This window comes from Escherichia sp. R1 (assembly GCF_003000935.1).
Taxonomy (GTDB): Bacteria; Pseudomonadota; Gammaproteobacteria; order Enterobacterales; family Enterobacteriaceae; genus Escherichia; species Escherichia coli.
In genome coordinates this window covers 96,762-115,852 of record NZ_PSRU01000017.1, presented here as the reverse complement: position 1 = coordinate 115,852, position 19,091 = coordinate 96,762, and the positions used below count along the sequence as shown (strand labels likewise).

The window sequence follows — 19,091 nt, the reverse complement described above, 5'->3', positions numbered from 1 at the left end:
CCCCGATGGTTAAAATCGGGGCTGTATATATTATTTTACAGACTGTGTTCGCTGTTCAGCGATGATTACGCATCACCACCGAAACGACGACGACCGGTAGAGTCATCACGACGCGGTGCGCGGCCTTCACGACGTTCGCCGCTAAAACGACGCCCATCACCACGACCCCCTTCACGGCGTTCACCGCTGAAGTTACGACCGCCTTCACGACGTTCGCCACCGAAACCACGACCACCGCCACGACGCTCACCGCCAGTATGCGGCTGTGCATCGCCCAGTAACTGCATGTTCATCGGCTTGTTGAGAATGCGAGTACGCGTAAAGTGTTGCAGCACTTCACCCGGCATACCTTTCGGCAGTTCGATGGTGGAGTGAGAAGCAAACAGCTTGATGTTACCGATGTAACGGCTGCTGATGTCGCCTTCGTTAGCAATCGCGCCAACGATATGACGAACTTCAACACCATCATCGCGGCCCACTTCAATACGGTACAACTGCATATCGCCAACATCACGACGTTCGCGACGCGGACGATCTTCACGGTCGCCACGCGGGCCACGGTCGTTACGATCGCGCGGACCACGGTCATCACGGTCACGGAATTCACGTTTCGGACGCATCGGCGCATCTGGCGGAACAATCAGAGTACGTTCACCCTGTGCCATTTTCAGCAGTGCGGCGGCCAGAGTTTCGAGATCCAGCTCTTCACCTTCTGCCGTCGGCTGAATTTTGCTCAGCAGTGCACGGTATTGATCCAGATCGCTGCTTTCCAGCTGCTGCTGTACTTTAGCGGCGAATTTTTCCAGACGACGTTTGCCCAGCAGTTCTGCGTTCGGCAGTTCAACTTCCGGAATGGTCAGCTTCATGGTGCGTTCAATGTTACGCAGCAGACGACGCTCACGGTTCTCAACGAACAGCAGCGCACGGCCAGCACGACCCGCACGACCGGTACGACCGATACGGTGAACGTAAGACTCAGAATCCATCGGGATATCGTAGTTAACCACCAGGCTGATACGCTCAACGTCCAGGCCACGGGCCGCAACGTCGGTCGCAATCAGGATGTCCAGACGACCATCTTTCAGTCGTTCCAGTGTCTGCTCACGCAGCGCCTGGTTCATGTCACCGTTCAGCGCGGCGCTGTTGTAGCCGTTACGCTCAAGAGCTTCTGCCACTTCCAGAGTCGCGTTTTTGGTACGAACGAAGATAATCGCCGCATCAAAATCTTCCGCTTCCAGGAAACGTACCAGTGCTTCGTTTTTACGCATACCCCAGACAGTCCAGTAGCTCTGGCTGATGTCAGGACGGGTAGTCACGCTGGACTGAATGCGCACTTCCTGCGGCTCTTTCATAAAGCGGCGGGTAATGCGACGAATCGCTTCCGGCATGGTTGCAGAGAACAGAGCGGTCTGATGACCTTCCGGGATCTGCGCCATAATGGTTTCAACGTCTTCGATGAAGCCCATGCGCAGCATTTCGTCAGCTTCATCCAGAACCAGACCGCTCAGTTTAGAGAGGTCCAGAGTGCCACGTTTCAGGTGGTCCAGCAGACGGCCCGGAGTACCGACAACGATCTGCGGCCCCTGACGCAGGGCGCGTAATTGCACGTCATAACGTTGGCCGCCGTACAGGGCAACCACGTTTACGCCGCGCATGTGTTTAGAGAAATCCGTCATTGCTTCAGCAACCTGTACCGCCAGTTCGCGGGTCGGTGCCAGCACCAGAATCTGTGGTGCTTTCAGCTCAGGATCAAGATTCTGCAGCAGAGGTAGAGAGAATGCTGCAGTTTTTCCGCTCCCCGTCTGGGCCATACCCAGAACGTCGCGGCCATTCAGCAGATGTGGAATACACTCTGCCTGAATTGGAGATGGTTTTTCGTAACCCAGATCGTTAAGGGCTTCAAGGATAGGAGCCTTCAGGCCCAGATCTGCAAAAGTGGTTTCGAATTCAGCCATGTAGTACGTGTGCCTCAAAATTAATGGCGGCCAGTCTACATAACTCATCATGAAATTGATCAGCAATTTTCATTGAAAAGTGTGAACCGGCTCAAAGTAGGTGTATTAACGAACAACAACGCCCTCACCCGTTAAGGTGATGGCAATCAAAAAAGATTACGGGCTGATGTGTACGTCAGCTATTGCTGGTCCGATTCTGCCAGGTCATCTTGGTCCTGGCCCAGGAGCGATAATTCCAACAATGCGTATCGGTGCTCAACAAAGTTATGAACGTTGTTGGCAACCGCCAGTTTGAACAGTGCCGTGGCGCTGTCCAAATCCCCCAGACTTAGGTAGTACTTACCTAAATAGAAGTTGGTTTCACTGAGATGCTCAGCGAGCGAGGTGTTATCCGTTGCGTCCGCCTTGAGCCTTTCCATTAACGTTTGTTCGCTAATGTTGCCCAGGTAGAACTCGACAATGTTCCATCCCCACTGTTCCTTATCCGATTTTTCGAAGTGCTGTTTCAACACTTCTTTAGCCTGCTTCTCATCGAGCTTCTGCTCGGCGAGATAAAGCCACAGACTACGGAAAGGATCATTGGGATCGTCTTGATAAAACGCCAGCAGATCATCTTGCGCTAACTTGTCACGACCGCCGTAATATAATGCGATCCCGCGATTCAAGTGCGCGTAGTTGTAAGTTGGATCAAGCTCAAGTACAGAATCAAACGCTTCATAGGCAGCATCAAAATTGCCTGCCTGCGTTAAATATATGCCTAAGTAATTGAATACTTCAGGCATATCCGGTCGGATTGCCAGCGCTTGCGAAAAATCGTTACGCGCTAATGCCCTCAGACCGAGACTATCATACAACACTCCGCGCTCATATAAAAGCTGTGCGCGTTCGTCATCGGTTAAAGCCCGACTGGCAAGGATCTGTTCCATACGTGCCAGAATCACTTCCTGCTGTAAAGTCGGTTGCAATGGTACCGCGAGGACTTCACTTTTACGCCAGGAAGTATTACTGCATCCTGCAAGCGTAAGTGCTGTCGCAACGAAACACCAGCGCAAAAAAGGCTTCATTTCCCACTCCCGAAGACCACGGTTGAATGAACGTCCTGTTCCCGGTTGCTAACAAGGCGTCCTGCCCGGTTAAAAGCCCCCCGCCGCAGCGGAGGGCAAATGGCAACCTTACTCGCCCTGTTCAGCAGCCGGAGCTTCCGGTGCTGCAGCAGGTTGAGACTGCTCAGTCGCTTCTTTAATGCTCAGACGGATACGGCCCTGGCGATCAACTTCCAGCACTTTCACCGGTACTTCCTGACCCATCTGCAGGTAATCGGTCACTTTCTCAACGCGTTTATCAGCGATTTGAGAGATGTGGACCAGACCTTCTTTACCGCCACCAATGGCAACAAATGCGCCAAAGTCAACGATACGGGTCACTTTACCATTGTAGACGCGGCCCACTTCGATTTCTGCAGTGATCTCTTCGATACGACGAATCGCGTGTTTCGCTTTCTCGCCGCCGGTCGCTGCGATCTTCACAGTACCGTCATCTTCAATTTCGATGGTGGTGCCGGTTTCTTCGGTCAGAGCACGGATTACAGAACCGCCTTTACCGATAACATCTTTGATCTTGTCCGGGTTGATCTTGATGGTATGGATACGCGGTGCGAACTCAGAGATATCGCCACGCGGCGCGTTGATCGCCTGTTCCATTACCCCCAGGATATGCAGACGCGCACCTTTAGCCTGGTTCAGTGCAACCTGCATGATCTCTTTGGTGATACCTTCAATTTTGATATCCATCTGCAATGCAGATATACCGTCACGGGAACCCGCAACTTTGAAGTCCATATCGCCCAGGTGATCTTCGTCGCCCAAAATGTCAGACAGTACAACGTAGTTGTCGCCTTCTTTCACCAGACCCATTGCGATACCCGCAACGGCAGCTTTGATCGGCACACCTGCGTCCATCAGCGCCAGAGACGCGCCGCACACGGAAGCCATAGAAGAGGAACCGTTGGATTCGGTAATTTCAGACACAACACGTACGGTGTACGGGAATTTGTCCATATCCGGCATTACTGCCAGCACGCCGCGCTTCGCCAGACGACCGTGACCAATTTCACGACGCTTCGGAGAACCGACCATGCCGGTTTCGCCTACGGAGTACGGAGGGAAGTTGTAGTGGAACAGGAAGGTATCGGTACGTTCGCCCATCAGTTCATCAAGAACCTGCGCGTCACGAGCAGTACCCAGCGTTGCGGTAACCAGCGCCTGCGTTTCACCACGGGTGAACAGCGCAGAACCGTGAGTACGCGGCAGCACACCAGTACGCACATCCAGACCACGGATCATATCTTTTTCACGACCGTCGATACGCGGTTCGCCTGCCAGTACGCGGCTACGAACAACATTTTTCTCGATAGCGTGCAGAATTTCACCCAGTTCGTTTTCGTCCAGGGTTTCGTCTTCAGCAAGCAGTGTCGCGATGGTTTCAGATTTGATGACATCAACCTGCGCATAACGCTCTTGTTTGTCGGTGATGCGGTAAGCATCGCTCAGACGAGCTTCAGCCAGCGCAGCAACGCGCGCGTTCAGCGCTTCGTTTACCGGCTCCGGCTGCCAGTCCCAACGCGGTTTACCGGCTTCTTTCACCAGTTCATTGATGTTCTGAATAACAACCTGCTGTTGTTCATGACCGAACACTACTGCGCCCAGCATCTGATCTTCGCTCAGCAGTTCAGCTTCAGATTCAACCATCAGCACGGCAGCTTCTGTACCGGCAACAACCAAGTCCAGTTTGCTCTCTTTCAGTTCATCCTGAGTCGGGTTCAGTACGTACTGGTCATTGATGTAACCTACACGGGCAGCACCAATCGGGCCATTGAACGGAATACCAGACAGAGACAGTGCTGCGGAAGCACCAATCATCGCGACGATATCCGGGTTAACCTGCGGGTTAACAGAAACCACGGTGGCGATAACCTGAACTTCGTTGACGAAGCCTTCCGGGAACAGCGGGCGAATCGGGCGGTCAATCAGACGCGCGATCAGGGTTTCGCCTTCGCTTGGGCGGCCTTCACGACGGAAGAAGCTACCCGGGATACGACCAGCAGCGTAGGTACGCTCCTGATAGTTAACGGTCAGCGGGAAGAAGTCCTGACCTGGTTTGGCTTTTTTCTGACCAACAACGGTAACAAATACCGCGGTGTCATCCATGCTAACCATAACAGCGGCAGTAGCCTGACGAGCCATCATGCCGGTTTCCAGAGTCACGGTGTGTTGGCCGTACTGGAATTTACGAACGATCGGATTAAGCAATGTAATATCCTTTCTCTTTCTTGGACAGTACCTTACGGTACTGGTGTTAATACCCGATCTTCTGCGCATCCTCGCGACTAATGACAACCCTAACCCAGCTCTATGTGGGTAAAGCCTCTCATTAGCCGCGCGAACCTCTGCAACGGAAGATCATTCATAGCAACAATACATTAGTTTCCAGTGAATTGCTGCCGTCAGCTTGAAAAAAGGGGCCACTCAGGCCCCCTTTTCTGAAACTCGCAAGAATTAGCGACGCAGACCCAGGCGCTCGATGAGCTGGGTGTAACGTGCTACGTCTTTACGTTTCAGGTAGTCGAGCAGTTTACGACGCTGAGAAACCATGCGCAGCAGACCACGACGGCTGTGGTGATCTTTTTTGTGCTCTGCAAAGTGGCCCTGCAGGTGGTTGATCTGTGCAGTCAGCAGTGCTACCTGAACTTCGGTAGAACCGGTGTCGTTTGCGTCACGACCAAACTCAGAAACGATTTTAGCTGTTGCTTCAGTACTTAGAGACATTTTAAAACTCCAAAGTATATAGAATGAAAGGACGCCGATCTCTAATTCAGCGATCCCAGTGTACGTTACGCAAAGTGTTAAACAATTTACGCGACGTTAAGCGGCAGTATTCTACTCGTAGCGACCTGTTATCGCAAGACGGTTAACATTACGCCGGGTATTCAACCACCAGGCGACGAGGCGCAACGCGGCCTTCATCGTCAATTTCGCCCATACCGATAAACTTGCCGTTCTCACCCTCTGTAACGCGAACCAGTCCTTCCAGCGGCGCACCGGATGTACGAACTGGGTTACCATTTTTGAAGTAAACAGAAGACGTTAACGGAAGATTCACCACCGGGTAGTCCGAAGCTGGACTGTCCATTGGCATCAGTAATGGATCAAGTAACTCCGCAGCCGGAATATCCTGCTGTTCGGCTTGCTCAACCAGTTCACGCAGATGTTCCAGGGTCACCATCCGTTCAACCGGATATTTACTTACCGCCAGACGACGCAAGTAAATAACATGCGCGCCACAACCGAGTTTTTCGCCGAGATCGTCAATGATAGTGCGGATATAAGTGCCTTTTGAGCAGTGAATTTCCAGCTCCAGCTCATTGCCTTCATGGCGAATAAACAGCAATTCATAAACGGTAATCGGGCGCGCTTCACGTGGAACTTCAATGCCCTGACGCGCGTATTCGTACAGTTTTTTGCCCTGATATTTCAGTGCTGAATACATCGAAGGGATCTGTTCGATATCGCCACGGAAGGTATCCAGCGCCGCCGCCAGTTGCTCTGCACTAAAGGTTACCGGACGTTCTTCAACGATTTGTCCGTCGGCATCAGAAGTATCGGTACGCTGCCCAAGACGCGCAATGACCCGATAGCGTTTGTCGGAGTCCAGCAGATACTGGGAAAACTTCGTCGCTTCCCCGAGGCAAATTGGCAACATGCCGGTCGCCAGCGGGTCCAGCGCACCGGTATGCCCGGCACGGTTGGCGTTATAAATCCGTTTCACTTTTTGCAGCGCATCGTTGCTGGACATCCCCTGCGGTTTATCCAGCAACAAAACGCCGTTAATGTCGCGACCGCGACGACGAGGACGACTCATTAGTCCTCCTTGCTGTCGTCCGGGTTAACACGACGTTCTTCGTCATGTTTGACCACGCTGGTCACCAGGTTTGACATGCGCATCCCTTCAACCAGAGAGTTGTCGTAGAAGAAGGTCAGTTCCGGCACGATACGCAGGCGCATCGCTTTCCCCAGCAGGCTGCGGATGAAACCAGAAGCTTCCTGCAACGCTTTGATGCCCGCTTTAACCGCGTCTTCATCTTTGTCGTTGAGGAACGTCACATATACTTTGGCATACGCCAGGTCGCGAGACATTTCGACACCGGAAACGGTGGTCATCATGCCCAGACGAGGATCTTTAATTTCACGCTGCAGGATGAGAGCGATCTCTTTTTGCATTTCCTGCGCTACGCGCTGCGGGCGACCAAATTCTTTCGCCATAATAAATTCTCCTGACAAAAAAGGGGCTGTTAGCCCCTTTTTAAAATTAATTTCAGGTGGAAGGGCTGTTCACGTTGACCTGATAAGACGCGCCAGCGTCACATCAGGCAATCCATGCCGGATGCAGCGTAAACGCCTTATCCCGCATGGAACCCTAAAAACCTTAAGCAATGGTACGTTGGATCTCGATGATTTCGAATACTTCGATCACATCGCCAGTGCGGACGTCGTTGTAGTTCTTAACGCCGATACCACATTCCATACCGTTACGGACTTCGTTAACGTCATCTTTGAAGCGGCGCAGGGACTCCAGCTCGCCTTCGTAGATAACCACGTTGTCACGCAGAACGCGGATCGGGTTGTGACGTTTAACCACACCTTCGGTAACCATACAGCCTGCGATGGCACCAAATTTCGGCGATTTGAACACGTCACGAACTTCCGCCAGACCGATAATCTGCTGTTTCAGTTCCGGAGACAGCATACCGCTCATCGCCGCTTTCACTTCGTCAATCAGGTTATAGATGACGGAGTAGTAACGCAGATCCAGGCTTTCCGCTTCAATCACTTTACGTGCAGAGGCATCAGCACGTACGTTAAAGCCAACCAGGATGGCGTTGGACGCCGCAGCCAGGGTGGCGTCGGTTTCGGTGATACCACCTACGCCAGAACCGATGATCTTCACTTTAACTTCGTCAGTAGACAGTTTCAGCAAGGAGTCGGAGATCGCTTCGACAGAACCCTGTACGTCTGCCTTCAGGACGATATTCACTTCGTGAACTTCGCCTTCGGTCATGTTGGCGAACATGTTCTCGAGTTTAGATTTCTGCTGACGCGCCAGTTTAACTTCGCGGAATTTACCCTGACGATAGAGTGCAACTTCACGCGCTTTCTTCTCGTCACGTACAACGGTAACTTCATCACCCGCAGCCGGTACGCCGGACAGGCCGAGGATTTCCACCGGAATGGACGGACCCGCTTCCAGCACTTCCTGACCCAGTTCGTTACGCATCGCACGAACACGACCGTATTCGAAGCCACACAGAACGATATCGCCCTTGTGCAGAGTACCTTCACGTACCAGAACGGTAGCAACCGGACCACGACCTTTATCGAGGAAGGATTCGATAACCGCACCGCTCGCCATACCTTTACGTACCGCTTTCAGCTCCAGAACTTCCGCCTGCAGCAGGATAGCGTCCAGCAGTTCATCGATACCGGTACCCGCTTTCGCAGATACGTGTACGAACTGGCTTTCACCGCCCCACTCTTCCGGCAGGATGCCGTACTGGGAGAGTTCGTTCTTAACGCGATCCGGATCAGCTTCTGGTTTATCGATCTTGTTCACTGCAACCACCACCGGTACCTGCGCCGCTTTCGCGTGCTGGATTGCTTCGATGGTCTGCGGCATCACACCGTCGTCGGCAGCAACAACCAGGACTACGATGTCCGTTGCCTGCGCACCACGAGCACGCATTGAAGTAAACGCGGCGTGCCCCGGGGTGTCCAGGAAGGTGATCATGCCGTTTTCAGTTTCAACGTGGTATGCACCAATGTGCTGGGTAATGCCGCCCGCTTCGCCAGAGGCCACTTTCGTTGAACGAATGTAGTCCAGCAGAGAGGTTTTACCGTGGTCAACGTGACCCATGATGGTCACAACCGGCGCGCGCGGTTCAGCCGCAGCACCCGTGTCACGGTCGCTCATTACCGCCTCTTCCAGCTCGTTTTCACGACGCAGGATAACTTTATGGCCCATCTCTTCAGCAACCAGCTGTGCGGTTTCCTGATCGATAACCTGGTTGATGGTTGCCATTGCGCCCAGTTTCATCATCGCTTTGATGACCTGAGAGCCTTTAACCGCCATCTTGTTCGCCAGTTCGCCAACGGTGATAGTTTCGCCGATCACAACGTCACGGTTAACGGCCTGAGCAGGCTTCTGGAAGCCTTGCTGCAGCGAAGAACCTTTACGTTTTCCGCCTTTACCGCCACGTACTGCTGCGCGTGCTTCTTCACGATCAGCTTTTGATTCAGCGTGTTTGTTGCCTTTCTTCGGACGCGCTGCTTTCGCGTTACGACCACGGCCACGGCCGCCTTCGACTTCACGATCGCTTTCGTCTTCTGCCTGGCGAGCATGTTGAGAAGTAGTGACGTGATAATCGCTGGAATCTTCAGTCGGTTCCGCGTTATCAGTCCATTTGTTTTCTTCCGCCATACGACGTGCTTCTTCAGCAACGCGACGTGCTTCTTCTTCGAGTTTACGACGCGCTTCTTCTTCAGCTTTACGCTTGAGCTCTGCAGCTTCCTGCTCACGGCGGGCTTTTTCAGCCTGGGCGTTTTTAGTCATATCGTCTTGTTGATTGCTCACTTTGTCTTTTTCCGCAGCTTCACGTTTCGCTTGTTCAGCAGCTTCACGCTTAGCTTGTTCTGCGGCCTCACGTTCAGCTTTTTGTTGCGCCTCGCGTTTAGCCGATTCTTCTGCCTCACGACGGGCTTGCTCTTCCGCTTCACGCTGCGCTTGCTCTTCCGCTGCAAGGCGTTCAGCCTCTTGCGGATCGCGTTTCACAAAGGTGCGTTTCTTGCGGACTTCGATTTGTACCGATTTGCTTTTTCCACCGGTACCAGGAATGTTAAGGGTGCTGCGTGTTTTACGTTGCAGCGTCAATTTGTCCGGGCCTGAATTTTTCTGATTCAGGTGGTCAATCAAAGTCTGTTTCTCTTGTGCAGACACAGAGTCGTCAGCAGACTTCCGGATACCTGCATCAGCAAATTGCTGTACCAGGCGTTCCACGGAGGTCTGTCGCTCTGCGGCCAGCGTTTTAATCGTTACATCTGTCATGCTGTTCCTTCCTGCTACAGTTTATTACGCTTCGTCACCGAACCAGCAAATATTACGGGCAGCCATAATCAGTGCTCCGGCTTTTTCGTCGGTCAACCCTTCGATATCAGCCAGATCATCAATGCCCTGTTCGGCGAGATCTTCCAGCGTACAAACGCCACGGGCGGCCAGTTTGAATGCCAAATCACGATCTACCCCTTCAAGGTTCAGCAGATCGTCAGCCGGTTTGTTATCACCGAGGCTTTCTTCCTGGGCCTGTGCAATGGTGGCCAGTGCATTTTTAGCACGCTCGCGCAGTGCTTCAACGGTCGGCTCATCAAGGCCTTCGATTTCCAACAGCTCTTTCATCGGCACATAGGCCAGTTCTTCCAGCGTCGAGAAGCCTTCTTCTACCAGAACAGTCGCGAAGTCTTCGTCGATGTCGAGATATTTGGTGAAGGTGTCGATCGCTGCGTGCGCTTCCGCCTGATGCTTAGCCTGCAGGTCGTCAACGGTCATCACGTTGAGTTCCCAACCGCTCAGCTGCGAAGCCAGACGCACGTTCTGACCGTTACGGCCAATCGCCTGCGCCAGGTTACCGGCTTCAACGGCGATATCCATGGTGTGTTTATCTTCATCCACCACGATAGAAGCAACGTCTGCCGGTGCCATTGCGTTAATCACGAACTGCGCCGGGTTATCATCCCACAGGACGATATCGATACGCTCGCCACCCAGTTCAGTAGACACCGCCTGAACACGCGCGCCACGCATACCTACGCAAGCACCTACCGGATCGATACGTTTATCGTTGGTTTTCACCGCGATTTTCGCACGAGAACCCGGATCGCGAGCCGCTGCTTTAATTTCAATCACTTCTTCGCCGATTTCTGGCACTTCAATACGGAACAGTTCGATCAGCATTTCCGGCTTGGAACGAGTGACGAACAGTTGCGCGCCACGCGCTTCCGGGCGAACGGAATAGAGCACGCCACGAACGCGGTCGCCAGGGCGGAAGTTTTCACGCGGCAGCATATCTTCGCGCAGGATCACGGCTTCAGCGTTGTTGCCCAGATCCAGAGAGATGTTGTCGCGGTTTACTTTTTTCACCACGCCGGTGATGATTTCACCTTCGTGTTCACGGAACTGATCAACCACCATCGCACGTTCGGCTTCACGCACTTTCTGCACGATAACCTGTTTTGCCGTCTGGGTAGTGATACGGTCAAAGGTAACAGACTCAATCTGATCTTCAACGTAATCGCCCAGGTTCAGGCTTTCATCTTCATAACGTGCGGCTTCAAGGGTGATTTCCTTGGTCGGCTGGGTGACTTCATCAACAACTAACCAGCGACGGAAAGTGTCAAAATCACCGCTTTTGCGATCGATCTGTACGCGGACGTCGATCTCTTGTTCATATTTTTTCTTTGTTGCTGTCGCCAGCGCGCTTTCCAATGCTTCGAAAATCTTCTCGCGAGGTAGCGCCTTTTCATTGGATACGGCTTCAACTACAGCCAAAATTTCTTTGTTCATCGCGGGCTTTTCACCTCATCCAGACTATTAAAAGTGGGGAACCAGGTTCGCCTTCTGGATATTACTCAGCGCGAACACTTCATCTTTACCTTCGACGGTAACTGTGATCATTTCACCGTCTACCGCTTTGATAACGCCCTGCCATTTACGACGGTTTTGTACCGCCATACGGAGAACCAGAGTCACCTCTTCTCCGACAAAACGGGCGTAGTGTTCAGCCGTGAACAGTGGGCGATCGAGACCCGGTGAGGAGACTTCCAGGTTATAAGCAACGGTGATGGGATCTTCAACATCCAGCACAGCACTTACCTGGTGGCTCACATCAGCACAATCATCAACATTGATGCCATCTTCACTATCAATATAGATGCGCAGTGTGGATGTGCGACCGCGAATAAATTCGATGCCAACCAGTTCAAAACCCAGGGCCTCAACTGGCGCAGTAATCATCTCTGTTAATTTTTGCTCTAATGTGGACAAGCCCACCCCCAAGACATAAAAAAAGGGCCTAAAGCCCAGTTATTCTGTAGTCAGATAACAAAAAACCCCGATAAATCGGGGCTTTATATAACTGAACCCTATAACCGCAACTGCGGTCTGGAGCACTTTCCAGAAGGATTTTTTCAAATCCCACTACGAAGGCCGAAGTCTTCACAGTATATTTGAAAAAGGACTCTAAGGGAAAGTGGTTGCGGGGGCCGGATTTGAACCGACGACCTTCGGGTTATGAGCCCGACGAGCTACCAGGCTGCTCCACCCCGCGCCTGAAACGTGGCAAATTCTACTCGTTTTGGGTAAAAAATGCAAATACTGCTGGGATTTGGTGTACCGAGACGGGACGTAAAATCTGCAGGCATTATAGTGATCCACGCCACATTTTGTCAACGTTTATTGCTAATCACGTGAATGAATATCCAGTTCACTTTCATTTGTTGAATACTTTTACCTTCTCCTGCTTTCCCTTAAGCGCATTATTTTACAAAAAACACACTAAACTCTTCCTGTCTCCGATAAAAGATGATTAAATGAAAACTCATTTATTTTGCATAAAAATTCAGTGAGAGCAGAAATCCAGGCTCATCATCAGTTAATTAAGCAGGGTGTTATTTTATGACGACGATTCTCAAGCATCTCCCGGTAGGTCAACGTATTGGTATCGCTTTTTCCGGCGGTCTGGACACCAGTGCCGCACTGCTGTGGATGCGACAAAAGGGAGCTGTTCCTTATGCATATACTGCAAACCTGGGCCAGCCAGACGAAGAGGATTATGATGCGATCCCTCGTCGTGCCATGGAATACGGCGCGGAGAACGCACGTCTGATCGACTGCCGCAAACAACTGGTGGCCGAAGGTATTGCCGCTATTCAGTGTGGCGCATTTCATAACACCACTGGTGGACTGACCTATTTCAACACGACGCCGCTGGGCCGCGCCGTGACCGGCACCATGCTGGTTGCTGCTATGAAAGAAGATGGCGTGAATATCTGGGGTGACGGCAGCACCTATAAAGGAAACGATATCGAACGTTTCTACCGTTACGGTCTGCTGACCAATGCTGAACTGCAGATTTACAAACCGTGGCTTGATACTGACTTTATTGATGAACTGGGTGGCCGTCATGAGATGTCTGAATTTATGATTGCCTGCGGTTTCGACTACAAAATGTCTGTCGAAAAAGCTTACTCCACGGACTCCAACATGCTTGGTGCAACGCATGAAGCGAAGGATCTGGAATACCTCAACTCCAGCGTCAAAATCGTCAACCCAATTATGGGCGTGAAGTTTTGGGATGAGAGCGTGAAAATCCCGGCAGAAGAAGTCACAGTACGCTTTGAGCAAGGTCATCCGGTGGCGCTGAACGGTAAAACCTTTAGCGACGACGTAGAAATGATGCTGGAAGCTAACCGCATCGGCGGTCGTCACGGCCTGGGCATGAGCGACCAGATTGAAAACCGTATCATCGAAGCAAAAAGCCGCGGCATTTATGAAGCCCCTGGGATGGCACTGCTGCACATTGCGTATGAACGTTTGTTGACCGGTATTCACAACGAAGACACCATTGAGCAGTATCACGCGCATGGTCGTCAGTTGGGCCGCCTGCTGTACCAGGGACGTTGGTTTGATTCCCAGGCGCTGATGCTGCGTGACTCTCTGCAACGCTGGGTTGCCAGCCAGATCACTGGTGAAGTTACTCTGGAGCTGCGCCGCGGGAACGATTATTCAATCCTGAATACCGTCTCAGAGAACCTGACCTACAAGCCAGAGCGTCTGACGATGGAAAAAGGCGACTCGGTGTTCTCGCCAGATGATCGTATCGGTCAACTGACCATGCGTAACCTGGATATCACCGATACCCGCGAGAAACTTTTCGGTTATGCCAAAACTGGCCTGCTCTCCTCCTCTGCCGCTTCAGGGGTGCCGCAGGTGGAGAATCTGGAAAATAAAGGCCAGTAATTCGACATCAACCCTGCCCTTCAGGGGTGGGGTTACCTTGATTATCCTCTGTAAACTCCTTTCTGAGCATCACATAATCGAAAACATCATGGTTTGCATCCACAACCCGTGAGTCTCCTTTATAGTGTGCAATCACTTCCTCAAGCGTTTGCGGCTGTTCCGGCTTTGTTACCCCCATCCACGCATTAATAAGGTAATTATTGTAAGCTGTCGAAAAGATGTTGTTTTCCGTTGTGCGATCCACGCCATCCCCTAGAACGGGGCTATACCAGATAAACATCGGGACATGATACGCCTGCTGGCTAGCCTCCCTGCCTCCATGAAAATAGACGTTCTTCTTCGTAGGGTCGCGTTCCAGGCCGTGGTCGGCAAAATACATGACCGAGGCGCGGCGATCTTTTAATAATTCAAAAACCTGACCTAGCAAACTATCTGTGTAATGAATGGAGTTGTCATAGCAGGCATCCTGATCGTCCTGCGGTTGAAACACAGCGCTGGATTGCGGATAGGCGCTACAAGCCGGTTCATGGCTTCCATTTAAATGAAGAACAATCAGTTTCTTTTGCTGCGTCTTTTGCTGTAACGCTTGCGATAAATGCGGCAACAACAATTCATCAAATCCTCTGACATAGACTGTTTCCATGGCGCGCATGGCGATACTGGTAACTGCTGTACCATTCTGCCGAAAAGCGGATTGCGAGCTTAGCCAGAAAGTCTGAAATCCTGCTTGATTAGCCATATTAATAATGTTGTCCGGGTAATTATGAATGTCATGACTCAAAACAGAATCAGCAGTTAAAGAAAGGGGAACCGACAGCGCAGTGTAAGGTGCACCGCTTATTGCTTGATTAAACAGTTTGATCTGCTTTCTTTGTGCTTCGACTTGCGGTGTCGTAGAGCGTGTATATCCATACAAAGACATATTGTCGACACGTACAGACTCCCCCACAATCAACACGTAGGTATCAATACCTGTATCCCTGACTGATAGTTGAAAATACGGCACCGTGTTTGCAATTGAGAGTAATCTTTGATGCTCTTTCGCTGCTAAAGCAAAATAATTGAGATTGAAAAACGGCGTATAGGTAGCAAATCGCGACGCTAGTATATATGGACTGAACGCCTCTTTATTTTTTGCATCTTTATAAGCAAATTGACAAGCGGAAAATAAACTGCCCGAAATGACAATCAGCAATAATATTCCTGTCACTTTTTTTGTCGGCAAGGAAACATCATATTTTATTATTACTGCAAAAAAAAGAAGGGATAAAAAGGCAAAAGCACATAGATAAGGGATATACATTCCCAGCATTTTGACAACTTCATCCGGATCACTCTGCAGCACACTAATCGCAAATCCATCATTGAAAGTTGTACCAAAGATACACCATGAATAGAGGCTAATACTCATATCTGCCGCAATCAGTAACACAAATGGTACGGCAATAAGCAGGCGAAGCGGAAGGGATGATATACGTTTAACAACCAGGATGGTCAGAACGAAGAACAGCAATCGCTGAACCATATGCGCTCCGGAAGAAGCGACTAAGTTCGTAATACCAAAAACAATAACACAAAGATACAACAACCAATGAGATTTAAAACTTTTAACAAATTTGTTGAATACTGTCATCCAGAAATCCAAGTTCACAACCAATATAAACAATTATCAACAATGTTCAATTTTATATCAGACATGTTTTTCAACTCTGATCCATATCAGACCGAAACACTGTTAGATTTTTTCTTTTTAAATGATGCGGCCATTGCGTTCTCAGTAATTAAATAACATTATCAATGCGTCTCTAAACATTACGCAGAACGTAGCCATCAGTAGTTATACTGACAGGGGCAGGATGGTTTATCGAGGAGTAAACATATCCGTATTCGTACCGGAAATGGAGTTGACACAATAAAGTGCCAATTATGTCAGCAGAAGGGAAAAGCTTATAACTAAGGCATACCGGCACCATCGTTTCAAGGTACCAGCTACGAGTAAAACAACTGGACGAGATACAGATACCTGACAACCATTCCTCAGACCAGGACCAAAACGAAAAAAGACGCTTTTCAGCGTCTTTCTGGAATTTGGTACCGAGGACGGGACTTGAACCCGTAAGCCCTATTGGGCACTACCACCTCAAGGTAGCGTGTCTACCAATTCCACCACCTCGGCACGGATACTACTTTTTAGTTCGGGATATCGCTGGTCGGCTTAGCCGGAGCAGCTGGCTGAGTTTGTTCGGTTTTCGCCGGCGCACTCAGGTTTTCCCATTCGCTACCTTTATTGGTTTTGTTGCTATTGATGTTACCCAGCACCAGACTGATGATGAAGAATAACGTTGCCAGCAGCGCTGTCATGCGGGTCATGAAGTTACCAGAACCACTTGAACCAAACAGCGTAGCGGAAGCGCCTGCTCCGAAGGAGGCTCCCATATCAGCGCCTTTACCTTGCTGCAGCATGATCAGACCAACAAGGCCAATTGCCACAATAAGGAAAACTACTAAAAGAGCTTCGTACATAATCAACCTGTTCCTTGCGGAGTTGCCGCGTACCAATGCTTCAACCAATAAAGCGGGAGTTTTTAATCTTTCCCACTGAAGCGGGTGTGAATACTAACCAAAGCGAATGACCTTCGCAAGGGCAATTTTATTGCATTGTATCAACTGCGGAAAAAAACAGCAAAACCGATGTGTTCGCTGAGAAAAAAGGCGACGATCGCCGCCTTTTTAGCCAGTTATCTAACGCTTTAAACGGCTTTTACTGCATCGGCGATGCGGTGTGCAAATTCAGTCACCTGCGCTTCGTCTTCGCCTTCCACCATCACGCGAATTAACGGTTCGGTGCCGGATTTACGCAACAGCACACGTCCACGGCTACCCAGCGCCGCTTCAACTTCTGCGGTCACAGCTTTGACTGATTCATGCTCCAGCGGATCGCCGCTACCTGCGGTGTAACGCACGTTTACCAGGATTTGCGGGAACATTTTCATGCCGCTGCAAAGGTCGTGCAGGCTCATATGATTACGCGCCATCGCCGCCAGCACCTGCAAACCAGCAACGATGCCGTCACCGGTAGTGGTTTTATCCAGCAGGATCACATGACCGGAATTCTCTGCACCGATACGCCAGCCTTTCTCCTGCATTTTTTCCAGTACGTAGCGGTCACCCACTTTCGCGCGCGCAAATGGAATTCCTAACTGTTTCAGCGCCAGTTCAAGCCCCATGTTGCTCATCAATGTACCCACAGCGCCACCACGCAGCTGGCCCTGACGAAGACCTTCACGCGCGATGATATACATGATCTGATCGCCATCGACTTTATTGCCTTCATGGTCAACCATAATCACGCGATCGCCGTCGCCGTCGAAGGCAATACCGAGATCCGCTTTTTCAGCCAGCACACGAGCCTGGAGCGCGCGAACGTCGGTAGCCCCCACTTCGGCATTGATGTTTACACCGTTCGGCTCACAACCGATAGCGATAACGTTCGCTCCCAGTTCACGCAGCACGTTCGGCGCGATGTGATAAGTCGCACCGTTTGCACAATCCACCACAATCTTCAGTTCACTGAGGCTAAGTTCGTTTGGGAACGTGGCTTTGCAAAACTCGATATAGCGACCCGCAGCATCAACGATACGGCTGGCTTTACCCAGTTCTGCCGAATCAACACAGCTGATCTCTTTTTCCATTTCCGCTTCGATGGCCTCTTCTACTGCATCCGGTAGTTTGGTGCCGTCGATAGAGAAAAATTTAATGCCATTATCGTAGAACGGGTTATGCGATGCAGATATCACAATTCCGGCCTCTGCGCGGAAGGTACGCGTCAGATAAGCCACGGCCGGTGTTGGCATCGGACCAGTGAAGAGTGCGGAAAGGCCCGCAGCCGCCAGACCCGCTTCCAGTGCTGACTCCAGCATGTAGCCAGAAATACGCGTGTCTTTACCAATGATGATCTTACGGGAGCCGTGGCGCGCCAGCACTTTACCCGCGGCCCAACCCAGCTTAAGCACAAAATCAGGGGTGATCGGCGCATCCCCTACACGACCACGAATCCCATCGGTACCGAAATATTTACGATTACTCATAGCGTTTGTTTTCCTTTGCAGACAGAGTGGCTTCCACCACCCGCATCGCTTCTACGGTTTCTTTGACGTCATGAACACGAATGATATGCGCGCCTTGCATAGCGGCAATGACCGCACAAGCCAGACTACCGCTCAGACGCTCGGACGGCCCCACGTTCAGCAGCTGCCCAATCATCGATTTTCGTGACATACCCACCAACAGCGGCAGGTTGAAATGGTGAAATTCAGCCAGGCGCGCCAGTAATGAATAGTTATGGGAGAGATTTTTACCGAAACCGAATCCGGGGTCGAGCAACAATTTCTCTTTTGCGATACCCGCCTGCTCGCAACGTGCTATTTGCTCAATAAAATAGCGATTCACTTCTGCAAAGACATCGTCATACTTCGGGGCTTCCTGCATGGTCTTTGGATTTCCCTGCATATGCATCAGACAAACCGGTAAACCGGTTTCTGCAGCTGCCTCCAGAGCCCCTGGTTCGGAAAGGGAGCGGATATCGTTAATAATGTGAGCGCCAACTTTCGCTGACTCACGGATGACTTCTGGTTTGGATGTATCGACCGAGATCCAGACTTCGAAGCGTTGAGCAATTGCCTCAACCACAGGAATAACACGTTGCAACTCTTCTTCAACGCTAACTTCCGCCGCTCCTGGGCGCGTGGACTCGCCACCAACGTCAATGATCGTCGCGCCAGCGTTGATCATCAGATTCGCATGTTTCACCGCATCTATCAGCGAGTTATGCGTACCGCCATCCGAAAAGGAATCAGGCGTGACGTTGAGGATCCCCATTACGTGAGGATGGCTAAGGTCCAGTGAAGTGCCCTGGGCAAAGAGTTTCATGGTGTTATCCCTGGTATGAATTGATAAGAAAAAACCCCGGAGCACGCCCCGGGGTTTTCGGTACAAATACAGTCATCTGATGCGGGA

15 protein-coding genes and 2 tRNA genes are annotated in these 19,091 nt (G+C 51.0%); 1 reads left to right on the top strand and 16 read right to left on the bottom strand.

Features of this window, described 5'->3' with window-relative positions:
* Positions 1-65: 65 nt before the first annotated feature.
* From deaD to C4F37_RS19715, 11 genes are all read right to left on the bottom strand, one after another.
* A complete protein-coding gene (gene deaD / locus C4F37_RS19765) occupies positions 66-1,955 on the bottom strand; it encodes an ATP-dependent RNA helicase DeaD (RefSeq protein WP_001295553.1) in 1,890 nt (629 codons plus the stop codon).
* On the bottom strand, positions 1,948-2,028 hold the full coding sequence (gene yrbN / locus C4F37_RS19760) for a protein YrbN (RefSeq protein ID WP_010723222.1): 81 nt from the start codon (positions 2,026-2,028) through the stop codon (positions 1,948-1,950). Before yrbN ends, deaD begins: the two co-directional genes overlap by 8 nt.
* A 106-nt stretch (positions 2,029-2,134) precedes the next feature.
* Entirely contained in the window at positions 2,135-3,019 is an 885-nt protein-coding gene (gene nlpI / locus C4F37_RS19755; protein ID WP_000802080.1) for a lipoprotein NlpI, read from the bottom strand.
* Between the two features lie 108 nt (positions 3,020-3,127).
* Positions 3,128-5,263: a polyribonucleotide nucleotidyltransferase gene (gene pnp / locus C4F37_RS19750; RefSeq protein WP_001539821.1), complete on the bottom strand. Its 2,136-nt coding sequence runs from the start codon at positions 5,261-5,263 to the stop codon at positions 3,128-3,130.
* Between the two features lie 246 nt (positions 5,264-5,509).
* Positions 5,510-5,779, bottom strand: a complete 270-nt coding sequence (gene rpsO / locus C4F37_RS19745; RefSeq protein ID WP_000059466.1) for a 30S ribosomal protein S15 — start codon at positions 5,777-5,779, stop codon at positions 5,510-5,512.
* 148 nt (positions 5,780-5,927) lie between these two features.
* Positions 5,928-6,872 carry a tRNA pseudouridine(55) synthase TruB gene (gene truB / locus C4F37_RS19740; RefSeq protein WP_000089698.1) on the bottom strand — a complete coding sequence of 315 codons (945 nt, stop codon included), beginning with the start codon at positions 6,870-6,872 and terminating at the stop codon, positions 5,928-5,930.
* Positions 6,872-7,273, bottom strand: coding sequence for a 30S ribosome-binding factor RbfA (gene rbfA / locus C4F37_RS19735; RefSeq protein ID WP_001040205.1), 402 nt, complete (start codon positions 7,271-7,273; stop codon positions 6,872-6,874). Before rbfA ends, truB begins: the two co-directional genes overlap by 1 nt.
* A gap of 163 nt (positions 7,274-7,436) precedes the next feature.
* The gene (gene infB / locus C4F37_RS19730; protein WP_000133044.1) at positions 7,437-10,109 is read right to left on the bottom strand and encodes a translation initiation factor IF-2; all 2,673 of its coding nucleotides are present in this window, start codon (positions 10,107-10,109) and stop codon (positions 7,437-7,439) included.
* Positions 10,110-10,133: 24 nt separating this feature from the next.
* A complete protein-coding gene (nusA, locus tag C4F37_RS19725; RefSeq protein ID WP_001031057.1) occupies positions 10,134-11,621 on the bottom strand; it encodes a transcription termination factor NusA in 1,488 nt (495 codons plus the stop codon).
* Positions 11,622-11,648: 27 nt separating this feature from the next.
* Positions 11,649-12,101 (bottom strand): ribosome maturation factor RimP, encoded by a 453-nt coding sequence (gene rimP, locus C4F37_RS19720; RefSeq protein WP_001300397.1) that lies wholly within the window; start codon positions 12,099-12,101, stop codon positions 11,649-11,651.
* A 206-nt stretch (positions 12,102-12,307) separates the two neighbouring features.
* A tRNA-Met gene (locus tag C4F37_RS19715) sits at positions 12,308-12,384 on the bottom strand.
* 347 nt (positions 12,385-12,731) lie between these two features.
* On the opposite strand from C4F37_RS19715, the gene argG reads away from it, so the two are divergent.
* Positions 12,732-14,075, top strand: coding sequence for an argininosuccinate synthase (gene argG / locus C4F37_RS19710; protein WP_000207680.1), 1,344 nt, complete (start codon positions 12,732-12,734; stop codon positions 14,073-14,075).
* Positions 14,076-14,082: 7 nt separating this feature from the next.
* On the opposite strand, the gene C4F37_RS19705 is transcribed toward argG, so the two are convergent.
* The 5 genes from C4F37_RS19705 to folP form a co-directional block, all read right to left on the bottom strand.
* On the bottom strand, positions 14,083-15,708 hold the full coding sequence (locus tag C4F37_RS19705) for a phosphoethanolamine transferase (protein ID WP_001357719.1): 1,626 nt from the start codon (positions 15,706-15,708) through the stop codon (positions 14,083-14,085).
* Positions 15,709-16,164: 456 nt separating this feature from the next.
* Positions 16,165-16,251, bottom strand: a tRNA-Leu gene (locus C4F37_RS19695).
* Positions 16,252-16,265: 14 nt separating this feature from the next.
* Entirely contained in the window at positions 16,266-16,598 is a 333-nt protein-coding gene (gene secG / locus C4F37_RS19690; RefSeq protein WP_001295556.1) for a preprotein translocase subunit SecG, read from the bottom strand.
* A gap of 227 nt (positions 16,599-16,825) precedes the next feature.
* The gene (glmM, locus tag C4F37_RS19685; RefSeq protein WP_000071137.1) at positions 16,826-18,163 is read right to left on the bottom strand and encodes a phosphoglucosamine mutase; all 1,338 of its coding nucleotides are present in this window, start codon (positions 18,161-18,163) and stop codon (positions 16,826-16,828) included.
* Positions 18,156-19,004 carry a dihydropteroate synthase gene (folP, locus tag C4F37_RS19680; protein ID WP_000764731.1) on the bottom strand — a complete coding sequence of 283 codons (849 nt, stop codon included), beginning with the start codon at positions 19,002-19,004 and terminating at the stop codon, positions 18,156-18,158. The genes glmM and folP overlap by 8 nt, the downstream gene beginning before the upstream one ends.
* Positions 19,005-19,091 lie beyond the last annotated feature (87 nt).